Annotated in this window: 18 protein-coding genes and 1 pseudogene; 10 read left to right on the forward strand and 9 right to left on the reverse strand. The window is 59.7% G+C overall.

Annotated elements, in window-relative coordinates:
• Together DI606_RS16625 and DI606_RS16630 are read left to right on the forward strand one after the other, a co-directional pair.
• The coding region (locus DI606_RS16625; RefSeq protein ID WP_293985016.1) for a zincin-like metallopeptidase domain-containing protein at positions 1–282 on the forward strand (282 nt) is incomplete at its 5' end.
• A complete protein-coding gene (locus tag DI606_RS16630; protein WP_293985018.1) occupies positions 282–566 on the forward strand; it encodes a sigma factor-like helix-turn-helix DNA-binding protein in 285 nt (94 codons plus the stop codon). The genes DI606_RS16625 and DI606_RS16630, both read left to right, overlap by 1 nt.
• 72 nt (positions 567–638) lie before the next feature.
• Here the strand turns inward: DI606_RS16630 and DI606_RS16635 are convergent, their stop codons facing one another.
• From DI606_RS16635 to DI606_RS16650, 4 genes are all read right to left on the reverse strand, one after another.
• Positions 639–848: an AlpA family transcriptional regulator gene (locus DI606_RS16635; RefSeq protein WP_183618304.1), complete on the reverse strand. Its 210-nt coding sequence runs from the start codon at positions 846–848 to the stop codon at positions 639–641.
• A 290-nt stretch (positions 849–1,138) separates the two neighbouring features.
• Entirely contained in the window at positions 1,139–1,723 is a 585-nt protein-coding gene (locus DI606_RS16640) for a hypothetical protein (protein ID WP_293985021.1), read from the reverse strand.
• Between the two features lie 312 nt (positions 1,724–2,035).
• Positions 2,036–2,380 (reverse strand): hypothetical protein, encoded by a 345-nt coding sequence (locus tag DI606_RS16645; protein ID WP_293985023.1) that lies wholly within the window; start codon positions 2,378–2,380, stop codon positions 2,036–2,038.
• A gap of 29 nt (positions 2,381–2,409) precedes the next feature.
• Entirely contained in the window at positions 2,410–2,583 is a 174-nt protein-coding gene (locus DI606_RS16650; RefSeq protein WP_293985025.1) for a DUF6771 family protein, read from the reverse strand.
• Positions 2,584–2,660: 77 nt separating this feature from the next.
• On the opposite strand from DI606_RS16650, the gene DI606_RS16655 reads away from it, so the two are divergent.
• Positions 2,661–3,389 (forward strand): hypothetical protein, encoded by a 729-nt coding sequence (locus DI606_RS16655; RefSeq protein ID WP_293985027.1) that lies wholly within the window; start codon positions 2,661–2,663, stop codon positions 3,387–3,389.
• On the opposite strand, the gene DI606_RS16660 is transcribed toward DI606_RS16655, so the two are convergent.
• Both DI606_RS16660 and DI606_RS16665 read right to left on the reverse strand, forming a co-directional pair.
• Positions 3,302–3,652 (reverse strand): conjugal transfer protein TraD, encoded by a 351-nt coding sequence (locus DI606_RS16660; RefSeq protein ID WP_293985029.1) that lies wholly within the window; start codon positions 3,650–3,652, stop codon positions 3,302–3,304. The genes DI606_RS16655 and DI606_RS16660 overlap by 88 nt on opposite strands.
• The gene (locus DI606_RS16665; RefSeq protein ID WP_293985031.1) at positions 3,618–3,956 is read right to left on the reverse strand and encodes a conjugal transfer protein TraD; all 339 of its coding nucleotides are present in this window, start codon (positions 3,954–3,956) and stop codon (positions 3,618–3,620) included. Before DI606_RS16665 ends, DI606_RS16660 begins: the two co-directional genes overlap by 35 nt.
• Positions 3,957–4,128: 172 nt before the next feature.
• Here DI606_RS16665 and traA point away from each other — a divergent pair, with 172 nt between their 5' ends.
• The 3 genes from traA (at position 4,129) to DI606_RS16680 (ending at position 8,953) form a co-directional block, all read left to right on the forward strand.
• Positions 4,129–6,978 carry a Ti-type conjugative transfer relaxase TraA gene (gene traA, locus DI606_RS16670; RefSeq protein ID WP_293985032.1) on the forward strand — a complete coding sequence of 950 codons (2,850 nt, stop codon included), beginning with the start codon at positions 4,129–4,131 and terminating at the stop codon, positions 6,976–6,978.
• A 9-nt stretch (positions 6,979–6,987) separates the two neighbouring features.
• Positions 6,988–7,692, forward strand: coding sequence for a DUF6118 family protein (locus DI606_RS16675; RefSeq protein WP_293985033.1), 705 nt, complete (start codon positions 6,988–6,990; stop codon positions 7,690–7,692).
• A gap of 484 nt (positions 7,693–8,176) precedes the next feature.
• Positions 8,177–8,953 (forward strand): hypothetical protein, encoded by a 777-nt coding sequence (locus tag DI606_RS16680; RefSeq protein ID WP_293985035.1) that lies wholly within the window; start codon positions 8,177–8,179, stop codon positions 8,951–8,953.
• 5 nt (positions 8,954–8,958) lie between these two features.
• Here the strand turns inward: DI606_RS16680 and DI606_RS16685 are convergent, their stop codons facing one another.
• From DI606_RS16685 to DI606_RS16695, 3 genes are read right to left on the reverse strand one after another with little or no spacing between them, the layout of a single operon-like run.
• Positions 8,959–9,915, reverse strand: coding sequence for a hypothetical protein (locus DI606_RS16685; RefSeq protein ID WP_293985037.1), 957 nt, complete (start codon positions 9,913–9,915; stop codon positions 8,959–8,961).
• Entirely contained in the window at positions 9,912–12,569 is a 2,658-nt protein-coding gene (locus tag DI606_RS16690) for a S8 family peptidase (protein ID WP_293985039.1), read from the reverse strand. Before DI606_RS16690 ends, DI606_RS16685 begins: the two co-directional genes overlap by 4 nt.
• Positions 12,535–13,557 carry an AAA family ATPase gene (locus DI606_RS16695; protein ID WP_293985040.1) on the reverse strand — a complete coding sequence of 341 codons (1,023 nt, stop codon included), beginning with the start codon at positions 13,555–13,557 and terminating at the stop codon, positions 12,535–12,537. Before DI606_RS16695 ends, DI606_RS16690 begins: the two co-directional genes overlap by 35 nt.
• Before the next feature lie 772 nt (positions 13,558–14,329).
• Here DI606_RS16695 and DI606_RS16700 point away from each other — a divergent pair.
• From DI606_RS16700 to DI606_RS16715, 4 genes and pseudogenes are all read left to right on the forward strand, one after another.
• The gene (locus DI606_RS16700; protein ID WP_293985041.1) at positions 14,330–14,686 is read left to right on the forward strand and encodes a hypothetical protein; all 357 of its coding nucleotides are present in this window, start codon (positions 14,330–14,332) and stop codon (positions 14,684–14,686) included.
• The gene (locus DI606_RS16705) at positions 14,683–15,150 is read left to right on the forward strand and encodes a hypothetical protein (RefSeq protein WP_293985042.1); all 468 of its coding nucleotides are present in this window, start codon (positions 14,683–14,685) and stop codon (positions 15,148–15,150) included. Before DI606_RS16700 ends, DI606_RS16705 begins: the two co-directional genes overlap by 4 nt.
• 34 nt (positions 15,151–15,184) lie before the next feature.
• Entirely contained in the window at positions 15,185–15,907 is a 723-nt protein-coding gene (locus tag DI606_RS16710; protein WP_293985044.1) for a CPBP family intramembrane glutamic endopeptidase, read from the forward strand.
• A gap of 161 nt (positions 15,908–16,068) precedes the next feature.
• A pseudogene (locus tag DI606_RS16715) lies at positions 16,069–17,011 on the forward strand (L,D-transpeptidase family protein).
• The last annotated feature ends 68 nt before the right edge of the window (positions 17,012–17,079 follow it).

Below are 17,079 nucleotides of genomic sequence, written 5' to 3' on the forward strand. Positions count from 1 at the left end.
CCGCCCCCGCATCGGGGGAGCCATGGGGTTCTGGGCAGTGCTGGAGGCACCGATGGTTTTTATTTCCAACCGCCATTTTTGGCTGGACTGTCAGGATATTGCGCCGAGATGACGGCGGCTTTCACCTGCGCAACGCTTGGCATTCAGCCGACGGTGCGCCACTCGGACTACATCGGCGCGTGGCTTGAAGCAATGCGGGCCGATGAGAAGGCCATATTCCGGGCGGCGAGCGCAGCCAGCAAGGGCGCCGACTATCTCCTCGCTTTTGGGGAGGACCGGTAGTGATCCAGCGCATCGCCATGTGGCAGCAGCGGAGAAAAGAGGCGCGCCTGCGTGACGCCTTTCCGGAGATCGAGGATCAGAAGATGCGCCGGATGCACCGGGCAGTGGCATCGCTGCCTGCCCTGCACCATGAGGTGTTCCGGCTGGCGCGCTTCGAGGACCTGACGACCGATGAGATCGCCGTTCGCCTTGGCCTTTCGAAGCGGCAGGCCCGCAGGCATTTCGTATACGCCCTCGTCATGCTCGTGCAGTCGATGGACCGGCAGGAACGTGAGGGATGGTGACAGACGGCGCTGCCGCCCGGTCAGCCCGGCGGCAGCATCATTTTCTAAGGGCGAGGACCTGACGAGGGGAACTCAGGCGTAGTCCTCGACCGAGTAGAACATGGGATTTTGCAGCCACTGGTCGATCGCGGCGCGACGCCAGCCGACGCATCGCTGCGCGATGCGGACCTGTCGGGGGAAGGTCCCGTCCTGGACCTTGCGGTAGAGCGTCGCGCGCGACAGCCCGGTTTCCTTGAGCACCTGAGGCAGACGCACGAACGCATTGGGAGAGGCGGTATTCATGTGGCGCATCCTTCCTTTTTCGAGGTTTGGATTGGCCGGCCACGAGTAGAATTGGGGCATCCCTGGAAAAGCGCAACTGCCTGAGAAACCATGACATGCGGCATCGGCCGCGAATAGACCCCCAAATGTACCCGGGTGCACTCTAACGACCCCCTATGGACACTCGAAAAAAATTTTGAGTTCAGCAGGTCAGACCGCCGCCCAGCCGCCGTATCAGGCCGCCGGATGGGCATGATAGCCAAAACCGGCTCTCCAGGCGACCCGACTCGGCCCGCCGCGTCACCGCCCGATCAGGATCGCGCTGCGCGCCGTGCCGGGCATGTGTGCCCTGTCACCTCCGCGACATGGTCGACAAGAGCGGAGATGATCTCGCGGACTTCGTCGCTGCCGAAGCCCCCGTCGTCAGGCTTTATCCCCTGCGCCCGACTGAGGCTGTTCCATTTCCAGTAAGGCGACAGTATGGCCATCAGCTGTTCAGTCGCGGCATTTTCATAGCCGAAAGCCGTGGCATTAGCGTAGGCCAGCGAGCGATCGACATGAAGGCCGATGTACTTCGCACACCACATGTCGGGAAAGCCAACGTCGAGCAGGTGCGAGGACATCGCCAGCTGGGCGACGATCCCCGCCGAGTAGAAGAAATAGGCCGTGTCGTCGGCCATGCCCGACGTCAGCGACCCCATGAACTCGCCAGCGCGCAGATAGCGCTCCAGGCTGAGCGCCCGCCCTTCGCGGGTACGCAGCAGTCGGACGGGCCGCGCATCGTAGCGGCGCCAGAGCGTACCGAGCTCGGAATTCTCACTCGGCAGGGTGATGATGGCAGCGCCGGGCGAAGCGGCGCCAAGGGTGCCTGAAGTAGTAGGAACGATCGTGTTCATATGTACCTCCGGTCCGCGTCGGGGCGGTAGCGGAAGGTTTCAGGGCATCACGCGGACCGACCCCGAACTCCCGCACGCTAACGCGCGGGAGCCGCCGGAGCTGGTAACATGCCAATGACATGCGCCGCCGCCTTTCACCCGAAGGTTTGGACATGCGCGACGGCACCCCGGAAAAACATGTTTTCCGAGTTGAGCCATTGGCGGGATTACCAGTCCCGGCGCCGCCTTTTGCGCAGCGCCCTCGCACGATAACAGACGCGAATCCGCGCGCCAAGTTTTGCGTGAAAAGTGGGCAGGTTGAGACCTGTTCGCTCAGCCCTTTGGCGAGGATGCCTGGACGATCTTCGAGCGGCGGCAGTCCCTCCAGCCCGCATCGCCCTTCGGCACGAAAGCGACGAACTCGCCATCGAGCATGAGGGTGCCTTCGTTGCCGGCATAGCGTTCGCTGATTGCCGAAGGCTTGCGCGGAAGCGTCAGTTTCCGGGTGCCGATCTGCACCTGCGCACCCGCGGCGCCGGTGCGCAGGAGAAACTGTTTGCCGACCGCGCAAGTGATGCGCTCGGCCAGTGCAAGCGGCTGAGCCAAGGCGAGAGGTGCGACCGCGCCGGCAAACAGGGCAGCAGTTGCAGCGAAGGAATACAACGCTCGGCGGCGCATGCGGAAAGCTCCGGTGAGGGTGAGCTTTCTTAAACCTCGCGCGACTCGCTGGTTCCCGTCTCAAGGGCATTGCCGATCATCGCGGCCAGTGTTTCCTCGGCGCGTGTGCGGATCGCCTCGTCCTTGGATTCCAGGTCGTGCCGGATCCATTGCGGCGCGCGCTCGATGACGCCCAGGATAATGGCGGAAGTCGTGTCATTCATCGCCGCGCCTATGGCGACGGCAACCCTGGGCGGCAAGCGGCTTGCGGCAGCCTGTCGGTACCGGCAGGAATGGGGTCATGCGCGTTGCGATTTTCAGCTGTCTCCTCCTGCTCGCTGCGACGTCGTCTGCCGCGCGCGCCAATCCGGACAGCGTTCCGCTTCTGTGTGGTGGAAGCGACGTCGATCTTGATGCCCGACCGTCAGGCCCGTCGGATTTGCCGGGCACCTATCGGTGCAGCGAGGAAGGTGTGACGATCACCTTGCGCCTCATCGCCGATCGCCGCTTCGAGCAGCGCATGGTCGCTGACGAGCCCATGTTCGAGACCGAAGGCGGCGGACTGTCGCGTGAGTTTAACCTGAAGGGCGAATGGCGTGTCGAGAACGGCGAGGGGCACCTGTTCGCCCGACCACTGCACGAACCACGTCTCAGCCTGGTCGAGGCCAACCGCGATCCATCCGTCGCCCTGCGCATCGAGGTTCGTACGGCGGATGGCCAATCGCCATCCGATCTCTACGTCGGCCAAGGCGAGGATGCCAATCCCCGCTCGGCGCTCGATGACGGCGTGTTGACCGTGCCGGCAGAAGAAGGCACGGCGCCCGGCAGGCGCTGGATTTTTCGCAGCGGTGACAATCGGCGGCTTGCTTCCGTCGATGTCACGCCGGGCGGCACGAACAGCTGGAGCTATATCTACGAGCCCAGCGAACTCGAACCTTTCGATCACCGCGCGCTCTTTACCGGCGATGCAGTGGTTGTGCCGCTGGGCATCGCCGGCGCCGTACTCCGCCGGGTCGGGGGCGAGCCCTGAACCGCATCCGCATCGTCGGCAAATGCGCGCATGCCGCGCCGTCGCCACAAGGTCAGCGCCTGCTCGCGATCATCGCTCCGCAATTTGCTGGCTGCTTCGACCAGCAGTCCGAGCAGCACGGCGCGATCATCATCGACAAGTTCAGCGAGACCGGCCTTCACGACAAGCCCGCCCAGTTCGATCAGGTGCCGTGTTCGCTCGCGCCGCTTCACTTGCCATTCCCGCGTGTCATGCCGTGCCCGACCGGCTGCGAGGCGGCTCATCGCCGCGCGGTTCCGCCGTAGACCCGCCCGGCTCGCTGCCAGCGCCTTGGCGAGTGCTGCCAGCCCCGGCTTCCCGCTCGCCTGAAAAGAACGCAGCGCCCCGCCTGCGCCACGCCTCCCGCTTGGCATGATCGCTCGTCGCCGCGATCGCCAGCAGCGCGCCGGCCAATTCCTCGACAGTCAGCACGTCGGCACCGGTCGCGGCGACCAGTTCGCCGAGCTGGCTTGTCTTGCGGGTCTTGAGTTGCCGGGCCTTGTCATTGAGAGCCTTGAGCTCGGCATTGTAGTCGCGTGGTTTGCGCATCGTCCGTCCTTCCCGTTGATGGTGTCGGACGAACCAGTTATCGGCATGATGATGCCCTCTCAATAGGGCGAAGCCTTCTGAGCCTTTGTGATCCCGAGGCAGATGAAATCGTTCGAGGGCGCGCTTATACGTCGTGCCGACGTGCACTTTCAGGGGTAATTGGCAGGTCGTCATGGCGATCTACCACTTCTCGGCCAAAGTCATCTCGCGCGCCAACGGCTCGTCCGCCGTGGCAGCGGCCGCCTATCGTTCCGCCTCGCGGCTGCACGACCAGCGGCTGGAGCGTGCCCATGACTTTTCCAACAAGGCGGGCGTCGTTCATTCCGAAATCCTGCTGCCCGATGGTGCGCCCGAGGAGTGGCACACCCGCGAGCGGCTGTGGAATGACGTCGAGGCGGCCGAGAGGCGGAAGGATGCCCAGCTTGCCCGCGAAGTCGAATTCGCCATCCCCCGCGAGATGAGCCAGGCCGAAGGGATCGCGCTGGCGCGCGACTTCGTCGAACGCGAATTCGTGGCGCGCGGCATGGTCGCCGATCTCAATGTGCACTGGGATATCGGTGAGGATGGCAGCCCCAAGCCCCATGCCCATGTGATGCTTGGGCTTCGCGAAGTGAGCGAGGAAGGCTTTGGCGCCAAAGTCCGCGACTGGAACCGGACCGAACTCCTCACCCATTGGCGCGAAGCGTGGGCGGAACATGTCAACGAAAGGCTGACACGGCTCGATATCGACGCGCGTGTCGATCATCGCTCGCTTGAAGCACAAGGCATCGAGCTGGAGCCCCAGCACAAGATCGGCCCGGCTGCCGCACGCATGGTCGGGCAAGGGCTCGAAAGCCAGCGGCTCGACGAGCACCACGCTATCGCCCGCGCCAATGGCGAGAAGCTGCTCGCCCATCCCGAGATGGCGCTTGAGGCGATCACCCACCAGCAGTCGACCTTCACCAACCGTGACCTCGCGATGTTCGTCCACCGCCACAGCGACGGCAAGGACCAATTCGACCAGGTGATGGCAGCGGTGAAGTCCTCGCCCGAGATGGTGAAGCTGGGGAAGGACGGGCGTGGCGAAGACCGCTTCACCTCGCGGGCGATGCTGGAGGCCGAGCAGCGTCTGGAGCGCCAAACCGCTACGCTGGATGCGAGGCGCCATCATGGCCTCTCCGACCGGCATCGCGATCTTGCGGTGAGCCGGGCTGAAGCGCGCAGGATGGTTCTCTCACCCGAGCAGCGCGGCGCGCTCGAGCATGTGACCGGTGCACGCGGGGTCAGCAATGTCATCGGCTATGCCGGAACCGGAAAGAGCGCGATGCTGGGTGTGGCGCGAGATGCCTGGGAAGCCGCCGGCTACGACGTGCGCGGCGCGGCCTTGTCCGGCATCGCCGCCGAGAACCTCGAGACCGGCTCCGGGATTGCCTCGCGCACGATCGCCAGTCTTGAGCATCAATGGAGCCAGGGCCGCGAACTGCTGACAGACAAATCCGTTCTCGTCATCGACGAGGCGGGCATGATCGGCACGCGGCAGATGGAGCGCGTGATGCGCGAGGCGGAAAAGCGCGGGGCCAAGGTGGTGCTGGTCGGCGATCCCGAGCAGCTGCAGGCAATCGAGGCAGGCGCATCGTTCCGCTCGATCGCCGAACGGCATGGCGCGGTCGAGATTACCACGATCCGGCGGCAGTCGGTGGACTGGCAGCGTGATGCGACGCGCCAGCTTGCCACCGGGCGCACCGGCGAGGCGCTCTCGGCCTACGAGCAGGCCGGGCACGTTCATGCCGCCGAGACGCGCGAGCAGGCGCGCACAGCCCTCATCGATCGCTGGGACAGGGAACGACAAGCCCGGCCCGATGTCAGCCGTATCATCCTGACCCATACCAATGACGAGGTGAAAGAACTCAACGATGCGGCCCGGACCCGCCTGCGGACAGCGCAGCTGCTGGGCCAGGACGTGGGGCTCGTCGTCGAGCGCGGCGAGCGCAGCTTTGCGTCCGGCGACCGTGTTATGTTCCTGAAGAACGAACGCAGCCTGGCGGTGAAGAACGGCACGCTCGGCACCGTCGAGCACGTCAGCACCATCGGCATGCGCGTGCGGACGGATGACGGGCGATCGGTTTCCTTCGATCTCAAGGACTATGCTCATGTCGATCACGGCTACGCCGCGACGATCCACAAGGCGCAGGGCATGACGGTGGACAAGGTCCATGTGCTGGCCACGCCGGCGCTCGATTGGCACGCCTCGTATGTGGCGCTCTCGCGGCACCGCGATAGTGTCGATCTCCATTACGGACAGGATGACTTTGCCGGTCGGGATCGGCTCGTCCGCGCGCTCAGCCGGGAACGCGGCAAGGACATGGTGTCGGATTACGCACGTGAGCCTGCACCTGTGGCGAAGCGTGAAATCACACCGACGCCAGAGCGCGAACCACAAGCTCGGCGCAATCCTTTCGCAGGGCTACGATTCAAGGTGCAGCCGGAGCCAACGCCTCGGCAGGCCAGCCCTCTCGATGTGGCCGTCGCGCGCTACGCCCGCGCTGTGCGCGACATCGAGCGCATGCATGGTCAGGGGCTCACTCCGATCGTCAGCCAGAGGCATGCCGTCGAACGGGCCAGCCGCGACCTCGATGCCCAGCGCCCGAATGGCGCGAAGGATGCCTATGCGGCGATGCGCCGGGACCCGTCGTTGATGGATGATGCGGCCAAAGGGAAAAGCGCTCGCGCCATCCAGGCGATGCAGATGGAAAGCGAGATCCGGGTCGCCGCCGATCAACGCGCCGATCGCTTCGTAGAGGAATGGCAGACCCGCACCCGCCAATTCTTGCGGCTGCAGAAAATGGGCGATCATCTTGGCACCGACCGGGCGGCAGAGCGAATCGATTACCTGTCAAAGAGCTTCCATCGCGACCCCGAACTGGAATCCCGGCTTCGCATGAGGTCTCATGAGCTGGGCTTCAAGCCCCGGGAGGGGAGCAGCTTGTCTCGTGACATCCAGGAATGGATCGGCCGCTCGCGCTCTCGTGGCTTGGAGCGTTAGGCCTCGCGCATGACCGAAACCGACCCACCAGCCGAGCTTGATGCAACCGAGGCGTTCGAGGCAATGAACCGCCGCCTTGCCGGAATGTCAGCGGCGATCGACGGCTTTGCCATGCGCTTCGACGACCTGCAGGAGCGCGACTACAGCAAGGATCTGGCTCAGATCGACGCACGCATCGAACGGCTGGGAGAAGGGATCAACATCCTCAGCCGCCGCCCGGCAATGGCTTTGACGCCGGAAAGGATCGCAGGCCAGATCGACGAGGCAGCGCAGAAGGTGCGGAAGGCCGAACAGGTGGCCTGGGGGCAGGCGCGCCAGCAACTCAACGTCGAGGCCAACTCCATCCGGGAAGTAGTCTATTCTGCGCGGGAAGCTGCGAGACAGGATCGGTGGCTCACGGTTTGCATAGGAATAGGGATCGTGGTTGGCGCGGTGCTGATGTTCGTCGTGCCTCGCGTGGCGCTGGACGTCGTCCCGAACAGCTGGTTGTGGCGGGAAAAAACTGCTTTAGCGGCCATGGACCATGATGGTTGGACAGCCGGCGAGAGGTTGATGCAGGTTTATGATCCGAAGCGATGGGAAGGCGTAGCCCTATTTCTGCGCCTGCCGGAAAAGGATCGCGCCGAGTTTTCTAGTTGCATCCGAAAGGCGTATGATAATGGGAAGGATACTATTTGCCCTGTCCGCCCCAATATCGCCGCGAAGAGCAGATAATTGCCTTGAAAAAGGCTTTCCATAATTATTGCCACAGGTCAAAAGTTCCAAACTTTGAACCTAATAATTTAAGCTGGAAAGCACGCTCATATCAGGACTTGGAACTTGCCGGGCTACCGCCTTTGGGGCGGCCGCGCTGCGTAAGTCGCCGTTCGCTCCGGGGCTGCGCTACGTAGGCTTGACGGCTCGCCTTGGGACTTTCGCGACTGTCGGGTTCGGAGCTGAAATCGAGGTTCGCTGCCGTCCGTCTAATGTGTGAGTCGCCTTCGCAGATCCGATGGGGGTCACGAAAAATTAGCAGTTTCAAATAGGGGCGAGAATCGCTTTGCTCCGTCAGCCCGACGTGGCACGAACGGCGGTGCGGCCATAGCAATTGCTCCAACAAGCATCGCATGGCCTAAACTGAAGCTAGAGAACGGCCTTGCCACCAAAATATCGAAGCCGGGTCCCATCGAGACGTCCAAGACCTGTAGATCGAAGGATCGTGCTCACCGGGAATCCATCCCACGAGCGAAGTAAGCAGTCTTGGGCTACCGGCCTCAACGCCTTCCTCACCACAGTGGTGGCGGTATCAACCTTCTTCGTCGGTGTTGCCCAATGGCGAACCTCGGAACGTCAGACTGAAATTGCGGATGCGCTGGCGCAGCTCGAATTCGCGAAATCCGAAGCGAAGTTCAAGATCGAAGCATCCAAGGATCTCACCCCGTTCAAGACCGGCCTAACCGATCGTCAACTCTTGTTACCAACATCGGTTGCTATAACGCCGCTGGAGGGAGCTCGCGAGCTCCAACTTATCGATGTCCCAGTGACGATTGCGCTGGCTGACCCACTTGGCGACATGGCTTGTACGATTGAAGTTAGAGGTCTCTATTTGGAGGATGCCGATAACGTCGCCAAGCTGTGGGAGCCGTCGACGAAGTATCTGCCACAGCTCCTCATGCATTTAGAAGCTCATGGTCTTTATGTATTCGACCGTAAGCCAGTCGCGCGCCTTACATTTGTCGATCTGTTAGGCCGTCCCGGAGTTAAAAGGTATCAGCTCAGCGGTGAAGAGTTTATCGGCCCAGACGAATCTGGAATGCCCCTCTATTCTGGAGCTTGGTCAAAAGGAGAAGGTTTTTACACCGATGATGGAATGCCCGAAAAATTCTGTCCCAGCGCTGCCAACCTCATCAAGGCCGCGTTGAAGGAGGCCGGCGGAAAGGCTGGCGAGGAGAGCCCGCGTGAGAGAACCCGCCAAGCATTCAAGGCGTCGGGCTGACGTCGTCAGGCGCCGCTTTCATTAGTTTCGATCGCGTCGAGAGCCATTCGCCCTTCGTTGCGTATTCCTGATCGCGCTTCAACTCCGCTACTCGCTGATATAGCAAAGACGATAGTGTTATGAGGAGTAATTTCCCGATTGACATTCACGACACTCATTGTGTGTGGATCGAAAGCCCAATCATTCCAGCGCCACATGCTTTCACCAGGAACCTGGACCACGACATATGAGCCGCGGCGCAATCGTGCGGATGTCCTACTGTTGCTGAAATCCAGGCCCAAATTGAAAGACTGAACCTGCTTGTTCCAATCTCGCTTCAGTAGGTTTTGTGTGATGCCTCCAGCTAATGCAACTAGTTGCGGCAAGGCCGGCTGGATCGTCCCCATGAGCTTAAGTCCATCTTTAAACACCGAGCTTTGAAGCGTGTCTAGAATGATCTGGTCACCAGAGTTTCCAATTAACCCGGTGCGAACTTTGAACGACAGACCGTCCTGTGGAACTGTAAGCCCCGTAAAAATTGGAACTCCACTCATGCCAGCGCGTGCTTTATCGGTCGCATACAACACGGTTGCGAATTGGAGATCTTGAGCTTCCGATCCAGCTTGATCCCGGCCTTGAAAGTCAAATAGAATCTTGTGCGTCCCCAGTCCAGGATAGCTGTGGACCTGAAATGCATCGAGAGTGACCTTAATTTGTTGCCCGATGAGCGAATGGTCTGCATCCACATGGAACGCTGGCTTGATCGCAATTAAATCGTCATTGGCGCTCCCTTCATCGATAAAGCCAAAGACATGACTGGTTTGCTTCCAGGGAGGTGCAAGCCAATCGCCCATTCCTTGGCCGCGCACGGCTGCCTCTCGGAAGGTTCTCGCTTCTTCGGTATCGCCCAAATATTCAAGATAGTCAGCTATCTCTGCATCACTGCGGTAACCAAGGCTATGTTGCTCATCAAACTCGATCATCTTTTCACCTTCGCCTGTAGTACGACCCGCCGCCTGACGGATGCTGCGATATTTGCATTAATGGTGTCGGCGACCTCAATCGTAACGGCAAGGGCGTAGGGTACTTTGATGCCAGTCATACCCGGCATTTTGGTCGCAGCCTGAACATTAATTTCGAAATTAGAATCCTGGCTGAAGGGAATAGCCTTCTTGTTCCCCTCATAGACCGCATGGATTAGTGTTCCCCGTTTAGCAAAACCCACCGCGGGCTGATGTCCCACACGCTTGACCCCCTCCCACAGACCAGAATTTCCGAGAGATCCCAATATCGCTAGGCCGAAGGTCCGATACTGTGAGCTGTTTGGTGACACGGGTGTCAACCAAGCCAAGGTCACCACGATCCTCCTAAACTCCGTGATCGAGCTCAACTCATCTGGAAGCGGAATTTTCCATTGCTGCCGCTCGCCGTTGCGAATGGTGTCCTCACCGAGCAGCGTCACCCGATGTCCTTCACCGCCTATGACGCGCTCTTGATCAACTGGCCCATATCCCATTGCGCGCGATACAGCCTCTTTACGCCGAACGAGATGTCCCGCCGGAATATGAATGTCGGTCATTCCTTGGCCAAGATCACCCCAGCCTGCCCCGTGCGCAATCAGTGCCTTTAATACGCACGGCGCTGTTTCCCGCTTATACCATGGTACGGTGCCGTTTATCGGTGAATCGTCAAGGACGTCGCCGATCAAAAGGCCCATCCGAGTGGCCAACGCCGCAGCGTTGCTCGTGCCGGCCGACATTCGGGTGAAATCCAATCTCCCTTGGTGCGGATCAGGCATTGCCACGGCTTGACCAAATCGGTCCGAATGTTCGCGCCCATGCACGCGTAAAATGGAGCCCTCTGTTGGGTGAGCCACCTGCCGTCCGCCCGGCAACATAACATCAGGTTTAACCGATCGGTTAAAGCCATGACCCAAGCCTGAGCCAAGGATTGGCATCGGCAGCTCGCCATATGGATCGGTGAGATTAGCGGGGAGCGTCAACGTCGAACCGTCAGCATGTGCTGCCGCCACCGTGAGAGCATTCACGGACTCCGCTGGCGCGAAGATCGTGCGTTGGGCTTTGGAGGCATCGATTCCACGCAACATTTCAGCACGTCGATGCTCCGGCGTCGCTTTCCTCATATCAGCGCCAGTTGGGTACCCAGGCACCTCGAAAGTATCTCGGATATTCCCCGCACTGACTACGAACAAGACGCGGTACGTCCATGATAAATAGTCCAGCAGGCGAGCCCAAGGGCTAACATTCCCAGCAAACCCAAAAACTTCATCGCAGATTGAGTGATTGATAATGATCACGTCGCGACCGCTTGGATCCAAGCCGCCGGTGCCTTCCTTCAATTCCTTCACAGCACGATAGATGATGCCCAGTGCCAGCTTGTCCTTGGGAGGCGTCTCATACGCGCCGTCGGGCATGAGGACCGGGACCACCTTGAGGCGGCGGTCCAGAGGTTGGTTCTCTTCATGGAGATCGCCGCGAAGGATAAGGGACGCCATCGCTGATCCATGGAAACGCTTGTTCACTGGCGCCAATGTGTCAGCGACATCTAGTTCGATTACGTCCAGTCGGTTGCGCAACTTAATGTGATTTTCGACAGGCCACCCGTCGATCAAGGCTCCTATGGATGCGCGCGTCGGCTCATCTTCCGCATCCTCTTCATCACCCGTTTCACTGGTAATGAGTTCGTCGATAGAGAAGCGAAAGCCATTCTGGGGCCTGATCGACATAATATCGTCATCCAGCGCCAATGGCCCTGACCGCTCAAGGATCGACTTGACCGCCGGCCCAGGTAGATGGACAAGCGCAGCATGATAGCGGATTTCATCGATCCGCAATTCGTCCAAGATCTTGCCGCCCACAGCATCCACTGTTTCGCGAAACTCAGCGACCGCACGATCCCTTGTCGCGGCGTCCCCACGATACCAAAGATCGACCTCAACTCGGAGATCTTCTTCTTTTTGCAGTGCTTGTTCGTCTTTCAGTCGCTTGCGGGTTGCTTCGCCAATTCGGTCTTCTGGCCCCCAAGGCCGCAATTGGTGGAGCAAACCAAAGAGCTTCCACCAATCGGTGTGCTTTTCCGGCGCAGGCTTTCCATCCTTATACAGATTCCATAAATTGCGGAGGAGTTCAAAAGTAGCCTTGGTCGGCATCCCAAGGTACAGTGCTCCTGACATCTCATCAGGCGCAGCCTCATCAGCATCCAAGAGGAAATCGAAGTCATCCTCCGAGAGCTCGGCTTGGAAATCTTCCGACCCGTCCTCTTCGTCCTCATCTTGGTGGTCGTCAGGATTAAAATAAGACCGGACACCGCGCAGGATTGCGACCTCTTCGGCGAGCCATTCTAATCCGATCTTCTGAGCTGCGTTTACAAAACGGTCGGGAGATCCAATGATCTCGATCACTAGAGCCCGTTCTGGTGCAAGCGAAGAAGGGTTATCCGCGACCTTTATGTCGTCGCGGTCCAGAATATTCTCGAAGCTTTTGTCGAGGGCTGCGCCTATGCGTCCTGACTGATCTTGGCTCGAGATGCTCCTTCGCCTTCGCCGATCAGGCTGACCTTTAATGAAATCGAGCTTCTCCTTCTTATTCCGATTTAACGGAAGAATTTCCCTCGCCATCCTCAGTAGCCACTCCAGTATTCACGCCGAAACGCCGCTTCCAGGCCTTTAACTGATTCATAATAATGACCTTAGGCGTTCCCTTGACGAGCACGATCTTGCGCTTCACGTCCAGCAAAAATTCCTCGGCTTCTGCAAAACTGCCCCCTTCAAGCTCACGAGCCAGGGCTGTCGGATCCATTCCCAGCGCTTTTCGATCAGCGCCGATCTGTGAAAGCCAACGACGAAAATCCGACCGCGTCGGCATGGGAAGTTCCAATCGCAGCTGAAAACGCCGCCAAACCGCTTTATCGAGAAGCTCCGGATGATTGGAAGCGCACACGATCACTGTATATGAAGGAAGGTCATCCATCTGAAGCAGCAAAGACGAGACGACGCGCTTTATTTCACCAGTCTCGTGTATGTCGCCCCTCTCCTTGCCGACAGCATCAAACTCGTCGAGAAAAAGAACGCACGGCGTAGAACGCGCGAAATCAAACACCCGCTTCAAGCGAGCGGCCGTTTCACCAAGGTAGCTATCGACAACAGCATCATACCGAACCGTGAAAAACGGGACGCCCAGTCCATACGCTATTGCTTCTGCCAGTGTCGTTTTGCCATTGCCGGGGGGGCCAGCCAGCATTACGCGATGACGCGGGTCAAGCGAGTTCGCACGGAGTGTATCGGCTTGCTGCTGCTCCTCAATGAGGTCACGGACTTGCGCATCTACCTCAGCTGGAAGCGTCAGATCATCGATGCTCCGCCGGGCCGGCCGTTCAATTAGAAGATCTCGGACCTTGTCAGGCAGGAACGTACCTCCGATCGCTCGAGGGGCTGGCCGCGCCTCTGACGCAGCAGCACCGAGCGCTTTAGCGAGTCGATCGGCCAACGTATGGTGCTGTTTTCGACGCGCCTCTGCAACCAGAGCAGACACGATCCGTTCCAGCTTCGCGTGATCATTCTGTGCGCCAGCTTCTGCCAGCTGTACTACTAGGTCAGCTCTACTCATCGTTTACCTCGCAGGCCTTCCCGTTTCCGAGTCAGCCGACTTTCGTTCATTGACAGTCCTGCCCGCTAGGTCAAGGTCGATTAGCGACACCAAGTGTAACATCATGTCACGTAAACGGGTAACACTTTGCGTATCCAAGCCAGAAAACTCTTGAGAAATCGTTCGGGTTTCGAGCTGGCTTGTCGGCGCTCCGATTAATTTAATGATCTGCTGCTTTCGTTTCTCACGTGGCGCAGAGGCCCCATTTAGATATCTATACAAGTCTTGCCGTTTTATCCCCAAAATCCGAGCTGCCTCGACGCGGCTCGCCTGATTATTAACGAACTCGCGTAGGTCGGCGTGAAACGGATCGGTGGCACTCATAACGCCAATCTGGCCTTCTTTTGTGACACTTTCAAGTAAAATGATACACTGTGACACATGTAATGTGTCACGAAAGCAGACGGGCTGGACCTGCGAACCAAGAATTCGCTGTTGAACGGCAAAGATGGGTCGGTTTTGCCGATCGCCAAACGCCGCGTTGTGGGACGAACCCGTCGTTCAATTATTGAGCTTTGAACGGCTGATTCGGACGATAGCTGTCGTTAATGCCATCCCAGAATGTGTCTGACGACTATGGTCTTTTGAAAGCGAGGGTCTTCCCGTTTTCTGGCAGCGTACCTCCGGTTCGACCAGGGAATTTCCTTTCTCATAATATGAATTTGTGGCTTATTCTCATCATAACTGTGGGAGACGCGGTTCCATGCTACGATCCAGGATCATTGGTGCGGCCATGGTCGCCGCGCTTCTTCTACCTGCGCCCGCCTATGCAAGGCGGCATGATGACTGGCATGACAACCATCATCACCATGACCGCAATAATGATGGAAGTGCTGTGGCAGGCGCCGCACTTGCCATCGGACTGATCGGCATTGCCGCTGCCGTTTCCGCCAAAAAGAAGCGAGAGGCCGAGGATCGGCGCGACGGCTACCGATATGGCTATGGCGACAGCTATGGCAGAGATGCGTTCTCGCCGGCGCGTGACGTCAATTGCTACCGGGGTGAGCGCCGCTGCTTCGTCCGCGGTCAGTTTTCCTACGAATGGACAGATAGTCAGTTCGGCTATGATCCTTATCGCAGGGGGTATTGATCATGGTTCTCCGTCATCTCTGGATTCTCGCCGCGCTCGCGGCTTCCCCTGCTGTGTCGGCACAGACCAAGGCTTCAGCGGCGGTGCCCGACACAATCAAGATGGATTTGGCTGCGACCGACGCGATCCGCTCCGTGCTCGACGGCGCCTTCGACGAAGGCCACATCGCCATGCTCCAAGCGCTTGGGCACCAGCAAGCCGTCGCATCCACCTGTTCCGGCTTCGAGATCGATCCGAAGGCATTTTCCACGGAGTTCGACCTCATCTATGATGACTCGGCCGGAAAGCCGCGCAGTCTGGATGCTAACCAGCGCGCCGAGGTTGAACGTAAGGCGACACTTGCGCTGGGCATGGCCTTCGGCGCCCAGATCGCCATCTCTGCGAACGATCACCAAGCCTTTTGCCAGACTGCTAACCAGGAACGCGCCAGCGCGAAGGCGACCCATCTGATCTGGACCAAATAAGCGCGTGCGCGTGAAGCCAGACTGGCGACCCGCCGTGTGCGTCTACCTGATCTACAATGCCGTTATCTTCGCCACTTGGAGGGCGGTCGGCTCTCGATATACCGACATGGTGTCCGAGCCCGTCGCCTTCAAAAGCTTGGTCCTGCCGCTCAGCCTCGGCGCCATATTCATGGCGGCCGCGGTTACAGGGCTTGGCTGGTGGGGACCAGCCCTGAAAGAGGAGCGTCGAGGCGGGCCGAAATGGGCTCTGCCGCTGATGCTCACCGGTATGGTCGGCATAGTCGTGGTGAACGGCGCCGCAGCGAGCTGGTCGACATTCTCGCCATCGCACCTGACGATGCTCGCTGTTGCCGGTGTCCTGGTGGGGTTCAACGAGGAACTCCTCGCGCGCGGCGTTCTTTTGACGGGCGTGCGGGGTACAAGCGCGAACGAGATCTGGGTCTGTTTCTGGGCGTCGCTTCTGTTCGGCGCGATGCACATCCCCAACGCGCTGTTCGGGATACCGCTCGTGGCTGGTCTCATCCAGTGCGTGTTCGCTTCGCTGATGGGCGGCGCCTTCTACGTGCTGCGCCGGATCAGCGGCAGTATCTGGTTGCCCATGGTCATGCATGGCGCATGGGACTTTACCTCGTTCAGCACCCAAGCGTCCGGACAGATGCCACTGCTGTCGCCGCTATTTCAGTTCGGCACGTACATTCTTGCCCCCGTCGCGATCACCGCCGTTTTACTTCATGAACGTCGGCTTGCGTCTCAATGACAGGCCACTCAGCCTTAGCATAGGGGTGATTCCAAGCGGGCCGGAATGAAGGTTGCGAATTATGCGAACCTGATCGACAACATTAAAAAGACTTGTTCCTTCCTGGGTCCGGAGATGTGGCGCACGTGCCTAAACTATATGCAGCTTTGGTCACGCTAGCCTTGTGGTCAGGCAGCCTTTTCAGCGCTTCACCGGCAGCAGCGTAAGGTGCAACCGCCAGTTCGCCAGCAGAATTCGCGCGGATGGCGGATCACCTGCAGCAGGGCCAATGGGTGTGGTCCCCGGCGATTTCACCGTCCGGTCCATTGCTGGTCTATGTCGACCTGTCCCGGCAGATCGCGACCGTCTACCGCAACGGCGTCAGGATCGCCGTCTCGACGATCTCTTCGGGTAAGCCGGGTCAGGAAACGCCTACCGGCGTTTTCACGATCCTGCAGAAGGATGCGAAGCATCGATCGAGCAAGTACAACGATGCGCCGATGCCCTTCCAGCAGCGACTGACATGGGACGGGGTAGCGCTGCATGCCGGGGGGGGGGCTGCCAGGCTATCTCGAAAGCCATGGCTGCGTTCACCTTCCCTATGACTTTTCGCGCGAGCTGTTTGCGATCACATCGCTGGGTGCCACGGTCGTCATTTCCGGCTCAGCGGTCGACCATATCCGCACGAGCGACGCCAGCCTGATCGTTCCGATCGATGCCAAGGGACAACCCTTGCCGGCGCCGTCCCTCCAAGGAGACTTCAGCTGGACCCCGGGGCTTTCCCCGACAGGCCCGCTCACGATCATCGTCTCGAAAGCCGACCAGCGAGTGGTCGTGCTACGCAACGGCGTGGAGATTGGCCGCAGCGCCGCAGAAGTGAACGACGATGACCCCGGTTCTCATGTCATCACGATGATAAGAGGGCAGGACGGCCGCCCGCATTGGCTTTATGTAGGTTTGCCCGGCCATGAAGAAGAGGTCGGGCACGAGCTTGACGAAGCGACGATAAACCGCCTGCGCCTGCCGCGGAAATTCTATGAGCTGGTGCGCGCAGAGCTGACGCCAGGAGCGACAATACTCATGACCCGATCAAGTTGCGTGGCGACAACTACGATGGCCGGTTGAGCGGCAACTATGATGGCCGGTAGGATCGGTTGTCTGGGCTGATCGTAGGGAGGGGCGTAGCCCTGACC

The organism is Sphingobium sp. (assembly GCF_003248505.1).
In the GTDB taxonomy this organism is placed as follows: domain Bacteria; phylum Pseudomonadota; class Alphaproteobacteria; order Sphingomonadales; family Sphingomonadaceae; genus Sphingobium.